This is a genomic window from Nocardiopsis sp. L17-MgMaSL7 (assembly GCF_003182025.1).
GTDB lineage: Bacteria > Actinomycetota > Actinomycetes > Streptosporangiales > Streptosporangiaceae > Nocardiopsis > Nocardiopsis prasina.
Map to the genome: position 1 here is coordinate 57,297 of NZ_QGTF01000011.1, position 13,722 is coordinate 71,018.

General features: G+C 70.1%; 16 protein-coding genes. 10 read left to right on the forward strand and 6 right to left on the reverse strand.

The annotated features are described in order from the left end of the window. Nucleotides 1-228 precede the first annotated feature (228 nt). From rpmH to BDW27_RS19455, 8 genes are all read left to right on the forward strand, one after another. The gene (rpmH, locus tag BDW27_RS19420) at nt 229-372 is read left to right on the forward strand and encodes a 50S ribosomal protein L34 (RefSeq protein WP_014909187.1); all 144 of its coding nucleotides are present in this window, start codon (nt 229-231) and stop codon (nt 370-372) included. 124 nt (nt 373-496) lie between these two features. After that, complete coding sequence (gene rnpA, locus BDW27_RS19425; protein ID WP_110050852.1) at nt 497-988, forward strand: ribonuclease P protein component; 492 nt, start codon at nt 497-499, stop codon at nt 986-988. Beyond that, nucleotides 985-1,299, forward strand: coding sequence for a membrane protein insertion efficiency factor YidD (gene yidD, locus BDW27_RS19430; protein WP_017545702.1), 315 nt, complete (start codon nt 985-987; stop codon nt 1,297-1,299). The genes rnpA and yidD overlap by 4 nt, the downstream gene beginning before the upstream one ends. A 28-nt stretch (nt 1,300-1,327) precedes the next feature. Further along, nucleotides 1,328-2,266, forward strand: coding sequence for a membrane protein insertase YidC (gene yidC / locus BDW27_RS19435; RefSeq protein ID WP_017545703.1), 939 nt, complete (start codon nt 1,328-1,330; stop codon nt 2,264-2,266). A 143-nt stretch (nt 2,267-2,409) separates the two neighbouring features. Further along, nucleotides 2,410-2,898 carry a R3H domain-containing nucleic acid-binding protein gene (locus BDW27_RS19440; RefSeq protein WP_017545704.1) on the forward strand — a complete coding sequence of 163 codons (489 nt, stop codon included), beginning with the start codon at nt 2,410-2,412 and terminating at the stop codon, nt 2,896-2,898. A gap of 417 nt (nt 2,899-3,315) precedes the next feature. Next, complete coding sequence (rsmG, locus tag BDW27_RS19445; protein ID WP_017545706.1) at nt 3,316-4,047, forward strand: 16S rRNA (guanine(527)-N(7))-methyltransferase RsmG; 732 nt, start codon at nt 3,316-3,318, stop codon at nt 4,045-4,047. A 209-nt stretch (nt 4,048-4,256) separates the two neighbouring features. After that, nucleotides 4,257-5,084 carry a ParA family protein gene (locus BDW27_RS19450; protein WP_017545707.1) on the forward strand — a complete coding sequence of 276 codons (828 nt, stop codon included), beginning with the start codon at nt 4,257-4,259 and terminating at the stop codon, nt 5,082-5,084. Nucleotides 5,085-5,176: 92 nt separating this feature from the next. Further along, complete coding sequence (locus BDW27_RS19455; protein ID WP_026129463.1) at nt 5,177-6,136, forward strand: ParB/RepB/Spo0J family partition protein; 960 nt, start codon at nt 5,177-5,179, stop codon at nt 6,134-6,136. 430 nt (nt 6,137-6,566) lie between these two features. On the opposite strand, the gene trxA is transcribed toward BDW27_RS19455, so the two are convergent. The 3 genes from trxA to BDW27_RS19470 all read right to left on the reverse strand — a co-directional run bounded on the left by trxA (nt 6,567) and on the right by BDW27_RS19470 (nt 8,450). Beyond that, nucleotides 6,567-6,890: a thioredoxin gene (gene trxA, locus BDW27_RS19460; RefSeq protein ID WP_017545709.1), complete on the reverse strand. Its 324-nt coding sequence runs from the start codon at nt 6,888-6,890 to the stop codon at nt 6,567-6,569. Between the two features lie 49 nt (nt 6,891-6,939). After that, nucleotides 6,940-7,872 (reverse strand): thioredoxin-disulfide reductase, encoded by a 933-nt coding sequence (gene trxB / locus BDW27_RS19465; RefSeq protein ID WP_017545710.1) that lies wholly within the window; start codon nt 7,870-7,872, stop codon nt 6,940-6,942. Nucleotides 7,873-8,006: 134 nt separating this feature from the next. After that, complete coding sequence (locus BDW27_RS19470; protein WP_110050854.1) at nt 8,007-8,450, reverse strand: hypothetical protein; 444 nt, start codon at nt 8,448-8,450, stop codon at nt 8,007-8,009. A 166-nt stretch (nt 8,451-8,616) separates the two neighbouring features. Between BDW27_RS19470 and BDW27_RS19475 the strand changes: the two genes are divergently transcribed. Together BDW27_RS19475 and BDW27_RS19480 are read left to right on the forward strand one after the other, a co-directional pair. Continuing rightward, complete coding sequence (locus tag BDW27_RS19475; protein ID WP_110050856.1) at nt 8,617-9,846, forward strand: sensor histidine kinase; 1,230 nt, start codon at nt 8,617-8,619, stop codon at nt 9,844-9,846. Beyond that, nucleotides 9,843-10,535, forward strand: a complete 693-nt coding sequence (locus BDW27_RS19480) for a response regulator transcription factor (protein WP_110050858.1) — start codon at nt 9,843-9,845, stop codon at nt 10,533-10,535. Before BDW27_RS19475 ends, BDW27_RS19480 begins: the two co-directional genes overlap by 4 nt. 33 nt (nt 10,536-10,568) lie before the next feature. Here the strand turns inward: BDW27_RS19480 and BDW27_RS19485 are convergent, their stop codons facing one another. The 3 genes from BDW27_RS19485 to BDW27_RS19495 are packed head-to-tail and all read right to left on the reverse strand — an operon-like array spanning nt 10,569 to nt 13,661. Further along, nucleotides 10,569-11,435 (reverse strand): anti-sigma factor, encoded by an 867-nt coding sequence (locus BDW27_RS19485; protein WP_233515832.1) that lies wholly within the window; start codon nt 11,433-11,435, stop codon nt 10,569-10,571. Next, nucleotides 11,432-12,058 (reverse strand): RNA polymerase sigma factor SigM, encoded by a 627-nt coding sequence (gene sigM, locus BDW27_RS19490; RefSeq protein WP_017545715.1) that lies wholly within the window; start codon nt 12,056-12,058, stop codon nt 11,432-11,434. Before sigM ends, BDW27_RS19485 begins: the two co-directional genes overlap by 4 nt. 31 nt (nt 12,059-12,089) lie before the next feature. Then, nucleotides 12,090-13,661: a protein kinase family protein gene (locus BDW27_RS19495; protein ID WP_017545716.1), complete on the reverse strand. Its 1,572-nt coding sequence runs from the start codon at nt 13,659-13,661 to the stop codon at nt 12,090-12,092. Nucleotides 13,662-13,722 lie beyond the last annotated feature (61 nt).

Below are 13,722 nucleotides of genomic sequence, written 5' to 3' on the forward strand. Positions count from 1 at the left end.
TGGCGTCCGCCACCGGCCCGAGCCGCGCCACGACGTCGCTCGCGGGACGGTCAGCAGGGCTGATTTGACCACGACCCGACCAGGTCGTATGTTCTATATGCTTATGCCGACGATCCTGCCTGCGCTCGTGCACACCACGAAGTCGCGGCCTCGTCGCACGCACTGTAAGGCCCCGCATATCCTGGGGGTCTGTCGTAGTACTTTCCTGACACGCCCCTGGAGCCAGTAGTGAGCAAGCGTACGTTTCAGCCGAACAACCGGCGTCGCGCGAAGGTCCACGGTTTCCGGCTGCGCATGCGTACGCGCGCCGGTCGCGCCATCATCGCCTCGCGACGTCGTAAGGGACGCGCCGCGCTGACCGTGAGCCACTAGGCCACGTCAAGCCTCAAGTCTTCACTGGGACCGGTCCGGCCTTCTCGCCGGTCGGTCCCTTTGTCGTGGGGCACGGAACCGGTAGCCGGGGGCCGTGCCGCACCCCTCTCCCGGAGGAACCCCGATGTTGTCGCCGGAGAACCGGATGCGCCACAGCGCCGAGTTCGGGACGGTCATGCGTTCCGGTCGGCGCTCCTCGCGTGACGCCCTGGGCGTCATCTACCTCGCCCCCCGGAAACCGCCCGGCGACCCCGACCAGACCGACGCAGCGGCACCGCCGCGCGTCGGTTTCGTCGTGAGCAAGGCCGTCGGGGGAGCCGTCGTCCGCAAGCGCGTACAGCGGCGTCTGCGCCACCTGATGCGCTCACGGTTGGCTGTTCTGCCAAACGGTAGCCTGCTGGTAGTGCGGGCCAAGCCCTCGGCCGCGACTCTGCGGCAAGAGGACCTGGCGGTACAACTCGACAGCGCGATCGCCGCGGCGCAGCGTCCCCGTGGGGCCGACAAGCGCCGACGCGGCCGCGGGGGTCCACGCCCCGAACCGGTCGGGTCGGCGAAGACTGAAGCAGACGGTGACCGTCGCCCTCAGGAGGGCGCAGAACGGTGGGCGAAGCAATGACCGAGCACAGACCGACGTCTTTCGCGCGGTTGTTGATCCTGCCCATCCGTGGCTACCAGCGCTTCATCAGCCCGCTCTTCCCCCCGGTCTGTCGTTTCTACCCCTCGTGCAGTGCGTACGGCGTCGAGGCGCTGCGCGTCCACGGGGGACTTCGCGGGTTGTGGCTGACGGTCAGGCGTATCGCCCGCTGCCACCCCTTCAACCCGGGGGGTCTTGATCCGGTTCCGCCGCCCAAGGGGCGCCGGAACGAGGAGTCCGAGGAGTCTACGGGCGGAACCGGGCACACCGGCACCGCTTCCGGGGACCAGTAGCTGAACCGAATCACCGAGGAGTTGGCCGGTGCTGGACTGGCTTTACAACATCATCGGCCACGTGTTGGTCTGGATCCACTCGGGTCTGACCATCGTTGGCCTGAACCCCGACAGCGGGTGGGCGTGGGGCCTGTCCATCGTGCTGCTGACCTGCCTGATGCGTCTGCTGATGGTGCCGCTGTTCGTCAAGCAGATGAACACGCAGCGCAAGATGCAGGAAGTGCAGCCGAAGATCATGAAGCTTCGGGAGCGCTACAAGCACGACAAGGAGCGGCTCCAGCGGGAGTCGATGAAGCTCTACCAGGAGAGCGGCACCAACCCGATCATGGGCTGCCTCCCGCTGCTTCTCCAGATGCCGGTCTTCTTCGCCCTGTTCAGCGTGCTGCGCAGCGTCGCGGAGGGCAAGGTGCAGTTCGGCTTCACCCAGGAGCTCGCCGACAGCGCCCGTGAGGCGCTGATCTTCCACGCCCCGATCGCCGCCCAGTTCAACACCCCGCCGGACGAGCTGCGGGCCCTGGGCGCGACCGACCCCATCATGGCCAAGGTCGTCATCGCCATCGCCTGTGTGGTCATGGGCGTCACGACCTTCCTCACCATGCGTCAGAGCATCAAGCGCAGCATCGCGCAGCAGCCTGACAACCCGATGATGCAGACCCAGAAGATCATGATGTACATGGCGCCCGCCTTCGGGCTCTTCGGCCTCATGATGCCGATCGGTGTGCTCGTCTACTGGGTCACCTCCAACGTGTGGACGATGGTGCAGCAGCACTTCCTGTACCGGAACCAGCCCGCGCCCGGCACGGAGGCCGAGTCCGCCAAGGGCTCCTCCGCCAAGGGTTCGGCCAAGGGCATGCTCGGTCGCAAGAAGGCTCCGGAAACCCCTCCGGAGCCTGAGGAACAGCCTAAGATCGAACGCAAACAGCCGAAGAAGCAGACGCGTTCCAAGCGCGGCGGCGGGTCCAAGTAGGGCCTCCCTGCTTCGTGTCGGCGTCCACGACTTTCGAGTGCGCAGGCGAGAATGCCCCTGAGGCGTACGGCGGCCAGGGACTGACGGATTGAGGAGACGGGATCGCTGTGGGAAGTAGCGAGGAAGAGAGCGGTGGCGTAGCGGTGGCTGACGCACCTGAGGGCGGAATCGACGTCGAGGCCCTGGAGAACGAGGGTGACATCGCCGCGGACTACATCGAGGGTCTGCTCGACATCGCCGACTTCGACGGCGACATCGACATGGACGTCGAGGGCGACCGCGCGATGGTCTCCGTCGTCGGGGCGACCCTGGACGAGCTGATCGGTCAGGAGGGCGAGGTCCTGGAGGCGCTCCAGGAGCTCACCCGCCTCGCGGTGCACCGGGCCACCGGTGAGCGCAGCCGCCTGATGCTGGACATCGGTGGTTACCGTGACGGTCGCCGCAAGGTGCTCTTCCAGATCGGCGCCGAGGCCGCCACGAAGGTCAAGGAGACCGGCGAGGTCCACCCGCTGGAGCCGATGACCCCGTTCGAGCGCAAGGTGGTGCACGACGCGGTCGCCGCGGCCGGGCTGCGCAGCGAGTCCGAGGGCGAGGAGCCCAACCGCTACGTGGTGGTCCACCCCGCCGACTAGTCGACAAACGGACAGACCGGGGGCGGTGTTTCACGTGAAACACCGCCCCTTCGTCATGCCCGCACGAGTGGGACGACCGCGGTGGTGGGTCCGGGGCGTCCCGGAGGTCCGGTGTGAGAGTCGGACGCAAGGGGTGTTTCACGTGAAACACGGGTGCGGCCCCCGCGTAGGATCGTCTCCGGGGACCTTCCCACCACGAGTCGTCCCACCTTCGGGATCTCCGGGGTGGCTCCGCGAGTGGAGTCGCGAACCGCACGATCCGTGTGGGGGAGGGGACCACCCCCGTGCGCGCGGTCGGCCGCGATCCGCCGCGCGCTTCCCGCGTCGTCAGGTCCCTGTCCCTTTGTGGACAGGTCGACATGACGACCCAACGGTTCATGGAAGTGACGATGGACGAGTTCCGACAGGTGGTGACCGATGACCTCGGGCACTGAGGAGCCCGGCGCTACGCTCCCCGCCCCGCCCCCGCAGGCCGTGACGGTCTTCGGCGACACCCTGCCCGTGGCGACCCGCTACGCCGAACTTCTCGCCGACGACGGGGTGCGTCGCGGGCTGATCGGCCCGCGCGAGGTGCCCCGCCTCTGGGAGCGGCACCTCATCAACTGCGCCGTCGTCGAGGAGCTGATCCCCGAGGGTGCCGAGGTGGTGGACATCGGTTCCGGTGCCGGGTTGCCTGGACTGGTGCTGGGTCTGCTGCGTCCGGACATCAGGATGATCCTCCTGGAGCCCCTGCTGCGGAGGACGGTCTTCCTCGATGAGGCGGTCAGCACCCTGGGGCTGACCAACGTGGAGGTGCGTCGAGGGCGAGCGGAGGAGGCGCACGGCGAGCTGTACACCGACTTCGTCACCGCTCGCGCGGTGGCCCCGCTGGCCCGGCTGGCCGGTTGGTCGCTGCCCCTGCTGCGCAAGGACGGAAGCCTGTTGGCCCTCAAGGGGGAGCAGGCGGAGGCCGAGCTGGCGGAAGCGAAGGAAGACGTTTCGAAACTGCGCCCTGGTGTGAGCGATGTGATCAGGGTGGGGCGGGGTAAAGTCGATCCCGCTACCACGGTCGTTCGCGTCACGGTGACATCCGACGGTGGTCCGCCCGCGTCGGGAGGCTCCCAGAAGAAGGCGCGGAACGGCAAGAAGAAGCGCGGACGGAAGAGGTGAACTCATTCGTGCCCCAGAACCCAGCCGACGACGCCGGTGTTTCACGTGAAACCCCGGCGGGCGCCTATGGAGACCTGCTCGATGTTTCACGTGAAACACCGATGGACTCCACGGTGGGCCAGCCCCCTGTTTCACGTGAAACATGGAGTGGCGAGGCTGCCCCCGACAGCGTCCCCGACACACCTCTCGCCCGAGCGGCCCGTGCCGCGATGACGGGCCGTGGACACGAGGACCCCTGGCCTCGACCCCGGTCCTGCCGGATCATCAGCGTCGCCAACCAGAAGGGCGGGGTCGGCAAGACCACCACGACGGTGAACATCGCCGCCGCCCTCGCCATGAACGGGCAGCGCGTCCTCGTGGTCGACCTCGACCCCCAGGGGAACGCGTCCACCGCTCTCGGCATGGAACGCGACAACCAGACCCGGTCCATCTACCACTGCCTCGTCGAGGACGAGGAGATCCGCAAGCTGGCCCAGCCGGTTCCGGACATCCCCAACCTGTGGTGCGCCCCGGCCACCATCGACCTCGCGGGCGCTGAGATCGAACTGGTCTCCCTCGTGGCGCGGGAGGCCCGGCTCAAGCGGGCCTTCGCGGCCTACGACACCTCGGACCTCGACTACATCCTCATCGACTGCCCGCCTTCGCTCGGCCTGCTGACGGTCAACGCGATGGTGGCGTGCGACGAGGTCATGATCCCGATCCAGTGCGAGTACTACGCACTGGAAGGGCTCGGGCAGCTGCTGCGCAACGTGGAGCTGGTCAAGTCGCACCTGAACACGGGACTGTCCGTCAGTACGATCCTGCTGACGATGTACGACGGGCGGACCAGGCTCGCCCAGCAGGTGGCCGACGAGGTGCGCTCGCACTTCGGAGAGCTCGTCCTGAAGTCGTTGGTGCCGAGGAGCGTCCGTGTCTCCGAGGCGCCCAGCTACGGGCAGTCCGTCATGACCTACGACCCCGGGTCGACCGGGGCCGTGGCCTACTTGGAGGCGGCCCGGGAGATCGCCTTCCGGGCCGAGGCGCTCAACCCCGGCTGACAGTGGCGGTTGTTTCACGTGAAACACCCCGTCCGGTCGGCGCGGTCGACCGGACGGGCGGAAACTCACAAGGAGTGTGGAGGGAGTTGCCGGTGAGCCAGCAGCGGCGCGGACTGGGCAAGGGGCTGGGGGCGCTCATCCCGCAGGGGCCGACGGCCCCCGCGCCGGTGGAGAGCGTCCGCGACACGATGGTGTCCGTCCCTGAACCCCCTGCGGTCCAGGGCCCGACAGAGATGCCGGACGGGACGTACATGGAGGAGGTCGAGCTCACCTCGATCACCCCCAACCCCCGACAGCCCAGGACCTACTTCGACGATGAGGCCCTGGACGAGCTGCGGGACTCGATCATCGAGGTCGGCCTGCTCCAGCCCGTCGTGGTTCGCAAGCTCGAAGGTGAGGGCGAGCCCCGCTACGAGCTGATCATGGGGGAGCGGCGGTTCCGGGCGAGCAAGCTCGCGGAGCTCGAACGCATCCCCGCGATCGTGCGCCGGACGGACGACGACGAACTGCTCCGGGAGGCGCTCCTGGAGAACCTGCACCGGCAGCAGCTCAACCCGTTGGAGGAGGCGGCCGCGTACCAGCAGATGCTGGACGACTTCGGCACCACCCAGGGGGAGCTGGCCCAGCAGGTCGGCAAGTCGCGTTCGCACATCGCCAACACGCTGCGTCTGCTCAACCTCCCGGGGAGGGTGCAGACACGGGTGGCGGCGGGGGTGCTGAGCGCCGGACACGCGCGGGCCCTGCTGTCGATCGACGACCCGGAGGCCCAGGAGCGCCTCGCCAAGCGGGTCAACGACGAAGGGCTGTCGGTGCGGTCCCTGGAGGAGATCGTCGCCCTCCGGGAGATTCCGGATGAGGACAAGCCCCGCAGGGCCTCCGCCGGGCGGATCGACAACCCCCCGCAGATCGAGGAGTGGGCCACCCGGATGGGCGACCGGCTCGACACCACCGTGAAGGTGGACATCGGCCGGAAGAAGGGCAAGATCGTCGTGGAGTTCGCGACGATGGAGGACCTGGAGCGGATCATCGGTCAGATGGACCGCGAGAACTGACCCTCCACCCTCGCGGGCGATGGCGGTGTTTCACGTGAAACACCGCCATCGCCGTGTCCGGCGCCAGGTGTCCCAGGGGCGGCGCGGCCCCGTGCGGCGAGCGTGCCCCGCTGCCCCTGCTGACGCCGTGATCGCCTTCGACGTACGGGAGGGCCGCCCGTGGGGCCGTGCTCACGGGCTCGGTACTCGCCTCGACCCTCCGAGGCCTGTGCTGAGGCGTGGTGCGCGTCGGCGCTTCCGGCGACAGTGCCCCCGCAACGGGCTGTTTCACGTGAAACAGCCGGTCAGAGACCCATGGAACCGATCGCGAGGCCCCACAGGGGTCGTGGGGCGCTCGTGAGGGCTCGACCCCGGGGTGAGTCCACAAGAATGCCGAGAGGCCCCCAGGGTCCACCTGGGGGCCTCTCGTGCGTGTGTGCGGCGCTGCGGGCTACAGGAACTCCGCGAGCTCCTTCTCCAGCAGACGCGTCGGCTTGGCGCCGATGATCTGCTTGACGACCTCGCCGCCCTTGTAGACGTTCATGGTCGGCAGCGACAGGACGTTGTACGCGCGCGGCGTCTCGGGGTTCTGGTCGGTGTTGATCTTCACGACGTCGATCTTGTCGCCGTGGTTGGCGGCCAGCTTGTCCAGGACCGGGGCCATCTGCTTGCAGGGGCCGCACCAGTCAGCCCAGAAGTCCACCAGGACGGGCTTGTCGTTATTGAGGACGACCTCCTCGAAGGAGGCGTCGGTGGCGTTCTTGACGGTGGACACTGCTTGGTTCTCCTTGGTTCGACGAAACCGGACGAGGGGGTCGGGGAAGCTAGTTGCCGATGGCGGCGAGGAAGCGCTCGGCGTCCAGGGCGGCGGAACAGCCGGTGCCCGCGGCGGTGATCGCCTGACGGTACTGGTGGTCGACCACGTCGCCCGCGGCGAAGACCCCTTCGAGGTTGGTCCGCGTGGACGGGGCGTCCACCTTCACGTACCCCTCCTCGTCGAGCTCGATCTGCTTCTGGAAGAGCTCCACGCGGGGGTCGTGGCCGATCGCGACGAACAGACCGGTGACGTCCAGAGTGCTGGTCTCGTTGGTCTTGTTGTTGATCAGCTTGAGGCCGCTGACGCGGTCCTCACCCAGGACCTCGGTGACCTCGGTGTCCCAGACGAAGGTGATCTTGTCGTTGGCGAGCGCGCGCTCGGCCATGATCCTGCTGGCGCGCAGCTCGTCACGGCGGTGGATGACCGTCACCGACTTGGCGAAGCGCGTGAGGAAGAGCGCCTCCTCCATGGCGGTGTCCCCACCGCCCGCCACGGCGATGTCCTGGTCGCGGAAGAAGAAGCCGTCGCAGGTGGCGCACCAGGAGGTACCCCGGCCGGACAGTTCCTTCTCACCGGGGACGCCGAGCTCGCGGTAGCCGGAGCCGGTGGCCAGGATGACGGTGTGCGCGAGGAAGGTCTCGCCGCCCGCGGTGACCTCCTTGACCGGCTTGGTCAGGTCCACGTCGGTGACGTCCTCGGGGACCAGCTCGGCGCCGAAGCGCTCGGCCTGCTTGCGCAGGTTGTCCATGAGGTCAGGGCCCATGATCCCGTCCGGGAAACCGGGGAAGTTCTCCACGTCGGTGGTGTTCATGAGCGCACCGCCGGCCGTGATGGACCCCTCGAACACCAGCGGGCGCAGCTCCGCGCGCGCGGCGTACACGGCAGCGGTGTAACCCGCCGGTCCGGAACCGATGATGATGACATTGCGGACGTCACTCACGCTCTAGGCCCTTCACACAGTCGCTGCCCGGCCACGGTGGTGTGACAGGGGAAAGATGGTTAGCACAACCGATGGTAGGCGCACGCCATTCCCGGTCCGACATCCGTGCAGCGTACGGGGGTGGGGTATGGGCCTTAGCCCCTCCCGGACACCCGCCCGGACCCGCGCCCCAGGCCCGCCGCGACGACGAGGGCCAGCCCCCCGGCGACCGCTCCCCACACGGCGTTCACGGCCAGGACCGAGACCACCGCGAAGGGGTTGGTGAGCGGCCCCTGGAGCCCCTCTCCGAGGAGGGGCGACAGCACCGCGCTGAGCAGGATCGCGAGGGCACCGTAGGCGACACCCGCGCAGACGAGGGTGAGGAAGGGGCGGGGCACGTGCGCCGCGACCACGGCCGCCACCCACGCCAGGGTCACCAGCAGCGTGGCGCCCAGCTGTGCCCAGGGTGAGCCGATCGCCTCGGTGACCCCGGTGACGTTCATCAGGGGGCGCACCAGGGCCAGGGCGCCCAGGCTCAGGACCAGGGGCCAGGGCACGCCGGGTGGAGCGCTGGCGGACGGGGACGGGCGGCGGTTCATGGTGTTCCCCTCGTGGGCTGCGGGCGGTCGCTCGACACCTCGGAAGCTACGGGCGACGACCGTGGCCGGGCGTCCGTCCCGGGTCTCCTCCCGGTACGTCGAAACACGTAGCCGGACGCGCACGTGAGCACGGGTACGGCCGGGGCCGGCTCCGTAGAATCGCCGCATGCGCGACCGCCCACGCCCGCCGGGCCAGCAGGACCAGTCCGACCCCACCGACCCCGCCGGCCGTCAGGCCGTCGTCGTCGACGCCCTCCTGGGGTTCACCGTCTTCGCGGTGGTGGCCATCGCGATCGGCGCCGGTATCGGCGGGGGAGACCTGCCCGCTGTCGTGGCCTACGGGTTCGCGAGCGTCCTCGGCCTGCTCATGCTGTTCCGGCGCCGCTGGCCCCTGGCGGTCCTCCTGCTCACCGCCGTCCTCCTCATCGCCTACTACGTCGTGGACCTCCCGGTGATCGGTCTGGCGGTGCCCGTGGCCGCCGCCCTGTACTCCGCGGCCGTCTTCGACCGCACCCGGTGGGCCGTGGGGACGGCGGCCGCGCTGGTCGTCGTCTCCACGGTGGCGAGGCTGGCGGAGGGGCAGGATCCGGCCTTCCTCCTCGGGTATGAACTGGTGTCGACCGTGGCCATCATGGGGGCGGCGATCGCCCTCGGAGACGGGGTCCGCCAGAGGGCCGAGGGCGCCCGTCAGCGCGAGCTGATCGCGGTCCTGGACGCCCAGGCGCGGGAGGCCGAGTCGGCCGAGCTCCTGGCCCGCGAACGCGCCCGGATCGCACGCGACCTGCACGACGCGGTGGGTCACCACTTGTCGGTGGTCTCCCTGCACACCTCGGTGGCGGCCGAAGCCCTGGAGGAGGGGTCCGTGGACGCGCCCGTGGCGCGTGCCGAGCTGCGCCACGTCGCCCAGGCTGCCCGGGAGGGGTTGCGCGACCTGCGCTCCACGGTGCGGGCGCTGCGCGAACCCCGGGGCGGCCAGGGGGCCGGGGACGGGATCGAGCGCGTCGCGGGGCTCGCGCACCTGGACGATCTGGTGGCCTCGGTGCGTGCGGCGGGGCTGGACGCGGAGGTGACCGGGGAGGGCGGTCCGGGGCTACCCGGTCTGGTCGACGCGACCGCCTACTGGGTGGTCCAGGAGGCGCTCACGAACACGCTCCGGCACGCGCGGGCCGAGGCCGCGGAAGTGGCGCTCGAACGCGCGGAGGGCACGCTCACGGTGACGGTCACCGACGACGGGACGGGGCCCCTGCCGGGCGAAGCGTTCGGGGAGCGCTGCGGATCGGGGCTGGCCGGGATGAGGGAGAGGGTCCGGATGGTGGAGGGAACCCTGGAGGCGGGGCCGGTACCCGGCAGAGGGTTCCGGGTGCGTGCGCGGCTGCTACTCGGGGGTGGGGCGTGAGCACGCCGACGAGGGTCCTGCTCGTGGACGACCAGGAGCTCGTACGCGCCGGGGTGCGTTCGCTGCTGGAGCGGGAGGGCGACATCGAGGTGGTGGCGGAGGCCGCCGACGGGCGCCGGGCGGTGGTCGAGATCGACCGGCACCGCCCTGACGTGGTGCTGCTGGACCTCCAGATGCCCGTCATGGACGGGCTCGGCGTTCTGCGGGAACTGGAACGTCGACGTGTCGACACGTCGGGGCGCCGACATGTCGACACCCGGGTGGTGGTCCTCACCACCTTCGGAGAGGACGACAACGTGTTCTCCGCGCTGCGTCTGGGCGCGGCCGGGTTCCTGCTCAAGGACGCCAAGCCGCGCGAGCTCAGGGACGCGGTCCGCACGGTGGCGGCGGGGGAGGGGCTGCTCTCGCCGGGCGTGACCCGCCGCGTGATCGAACGCCTCGCCGGTACCGAGCTGCCGCCCGGGGCCGCCGCTCGTCTGGACGGGCTCACCGTTCGTGAGCGCGAGGTGCTCGGCCTGGTCGGGCGGGGGATGTCCAACCAGGAGATCGGCGCGGAGCTCTACCTGAGCCCGGCCACCGCGCGCACGCACGTGGGCCGTCTGCTGGCCAAGCTCGGGGTGCGTGACCGCGTGGGGCTGGTGGTGCTGGCCTACGAGAGCGGGCTGGTGCGCGCCGGAGATGATCGCTGAGACCGCTGGCGCTGCGCCGGGTGCGGAGCCCGTCTACAGCGGTCGCTGGGCGAGTACGCCGGCGGCGGGGTCCCCGTCCGTGCAGGTGCCCGGGTCGAGGACGATCACCCCGGCGCCGTCGGTGTCCTGGGTGAACAGGACCCACACGGGTCCGGCGCCGTCACCGGCGTCGAAGAGGGCGTCGTCGACCAGGGTGACCCGGACGCCGCTGTCCTGCTCGAAGCGGGTGACGCACTCCTGCGCCTCGGTGGTCAGCTGCGTGAGTGCCTGGGTGCCCGCGTCCTCCTCGGTACCCGCCGGTTCGCGCTCGGTGGCCAGGACCTCGGCGGCCTGGGCGTCGAGCCCGTCCTCGGTGTAGACCGTGCCGCTCGCCACCGACTTCGCGGTGTAGGACTGGGCGGTGTCGGGGGCGGACTCGGACTCGCTCTCCTCCAGCAGGGGGGAGGCGGCGGTGTTCTCCTGCTCGCCCATCTTCCCGTTGAGGATCGCGGCTCCGCCGCCGACCACGAAGACGGTCACGGCCGCGATCGCCATCAGGTGCGGCAGGCCGAAGCCCCGCCGTCGGTTGAGCGGGACCACCGGTGCCAACGTGTCCGCCGCGGGCGCTTCGGTCGCCGCGGGCTCCTCGGCGTCGCGGGGAGGGCCGTCCCCGGCCGTGGAGGTCGCTGAGCGTTCGCTCGCGGCCTCGGCGATCCGGCTGTCGAGGAGGTCGGCGACGTCCTGCGGCAGCGCCGGCAGGGGTTCCTCGGCGAGGACGCGGGTGACCCCGGTGAGCTCGTCGAGGACCGTGGCGCAGGACGCGCAGGTCTCTATGTGTGTGGCAACGAAGCGTTCCTCGTCGGGGTCCAGGAGGTCCTCGGCGAAGAAGGCGAGTGCCTCCACGTCAGGATGGGACGTCACGATGGGTTGGCACCTCCTCTCCCAGATGTGACGTCTCGCGGTGGCTGAGGGTTCCTTAGATGGGAGAGCGACGGAAGAAGTTTGGCGCGACCTCGCGCACACCGGCTCTTGACCGTGCCCGAGGCGATGTCGAGGATCTCCGCGGCCTCGTCCACCCGGTAGCCGAGCATGTCCACGAGGGTCAGCGCCATCCTCTGGTCCAGGGGGAGGAGGTCCAGTGCGGCGTGCACGTCCAACCGGGCCTCGGTCTGGGAGGCGTGGTCGTGCCCGCCTCCAGAACGGCTCAGGCGGTCGTTGGAGATGACGTCGAGGGTCTCGTCCTCGGTCGGGGTCGCCGGGCGCACCTTGCGGCGTCTGAGGCGGTCGTGGCAGGCGTTCACCACGATGCGGTGCATCCAGGTGCTGACCTGCGACTCCCCTCGGAACCGGTCGGCGGCGCGGAACGCTGACATGAAGGCGTCCTGGAGGGCGTCCGAGGCCTCCTCGGGGTCGCCCATCATCCGGACGGCGACAGCCCACAGGCGCTCACGGTGACGGCGAACCAGTACCGCGAACGCCTGTTCGTCACCCTGAGCGTGCCTCGACAACAGCTCCGTGTCAGGAAGCTCCTGGGCCGCGTCCATCAGCGCTGATCACATACCCCACAAAGTAGAACTAGGTCCCGCGAACCTCGACCTCGTTAATGGTCCCACGGAAGCGTCCGTCGTCCGAGGGCAGGTCGGTGAACCAGATCAGGACGAACTGGCCGGTGGCGGCCTCGTCCAGGGTGATGGTCTGCTCACCGCTGACCTGGCCCTCCCAGGCGGCGGGAAGGTTGGCGTCCAGGCTGGCGTCGTCGGAGACGGAGTCGCTGTCGCCGACCCGAATCTGCACCCCGTAGTCCTGCTGCGGCAGGGTCAGGTCGACCTCGTGCACTTCCTGGCTCGCACCGAGGTCCAGGATCAGACCGACACCGGACTTCTCGGTGCCCATCGGGTCGTTGTAGCCCTCGGTGTTCCAGGCCGTGCCGGGGTCGCCGTCGTGGGCCAGGGGAGCGTTCTGCCCGTGCTCGGAGTGGTCGCCGAGCGGATCGAACCCGTCGGACCCGGTGATGTCGAGGACAGTGAGGTCCGTGTCGTCCGGGGTGTCCTCGGTCGCGCTGACGCTGGGGTCGGCCTCACCGTCCGTGCCGGAGTTCATCATCGACCCGAACGACCAGGCGCCGACGACGACCGCCACGAACAGCACCACCGCCATCGCGCCGATCAGGACGCGCTTGGTGGACAGACCCCCCTCACGGGAGGTCGCCGCCCTCTGGTCCATGCGGGAGGGCGCCGGACGGGCACTGCCGCGGGCCGGAGCGGAGGAGGTACGGCTGGTGCGGCGCTGGTTGTTGGTGGCGTCGAACTCGCCCGTGCGCCGGGAGGTCCCGGGCTCGGGGGGCGCGGACTCCGCCGGGGAGACCGGCAGCGGGATGAGGCGGGGGACCTCGGCCATGGCGGCGCAGAAGTCGGCCGGGCTGGTGATGGCCGGGCCGGGCACCATCTGTCCCACCAGCTGCGGCAGGGCCGCCCGGGTGGTGATGGAGGCCAGGGGTTCGCCCACGCCCTGTCTGAGCTGGCCGGGCGGGTAGGGGCCCATGGGGCCCTGGGGGGCGCCGGGCAGGCCGCTCTGCGGGCCGCCGGGCCAGTACCCGGTGAGGGCCGCGTAGAGCAGGTTGCCCAGTCCCTGGGCGTCGACGGCTGCGGGCTGGGGGACGTTGTTCCCCAGCAGCGCGGCGTCCACGCCGATACCGGTGACCTTGACCGCTCCACCGCTGCTCCACATGAGCTTGCCGGGTGTCAGGCACAGGTGGTGCAGTCCGCCGGCGTGCGCGGCGGCGATGGCCTCGGCGGCCTCGGCCACCAGGCCGGCGGCGCGCTCGGGTTCCATCGGACCCTGGGCGAGGAGCTCGGCGAGGGAGGAGCCGATGACCCACTCCTCGACGACGTAGGGGACGGGGGTGGTGTCGTCGGCGTCGAAGACCTGGGTGACGCGGGCGTCCGGGATACGGCTCGTGGCCCGGGCGGCGCGCACCACCTCGGACGTGCGGGGGAAACCCTCTGCGAAGGTCCAGACCGCGACGGGGCGCGCGAGCGTCTCGTCGGTGGCCTTCCAACGGGTCGCGCCACCGGTCTCGCTCACCACGGTGTCGAGTCGGTAGCGGTTGGCCAGCTTCGCCCCGGGTTCGATCAGGAAGGTGCTCATGATGGGAGTGACGGGTGACAGTGCCGTGGATCGCGTGGCGCCGTCACGGGCGCACGCGCGG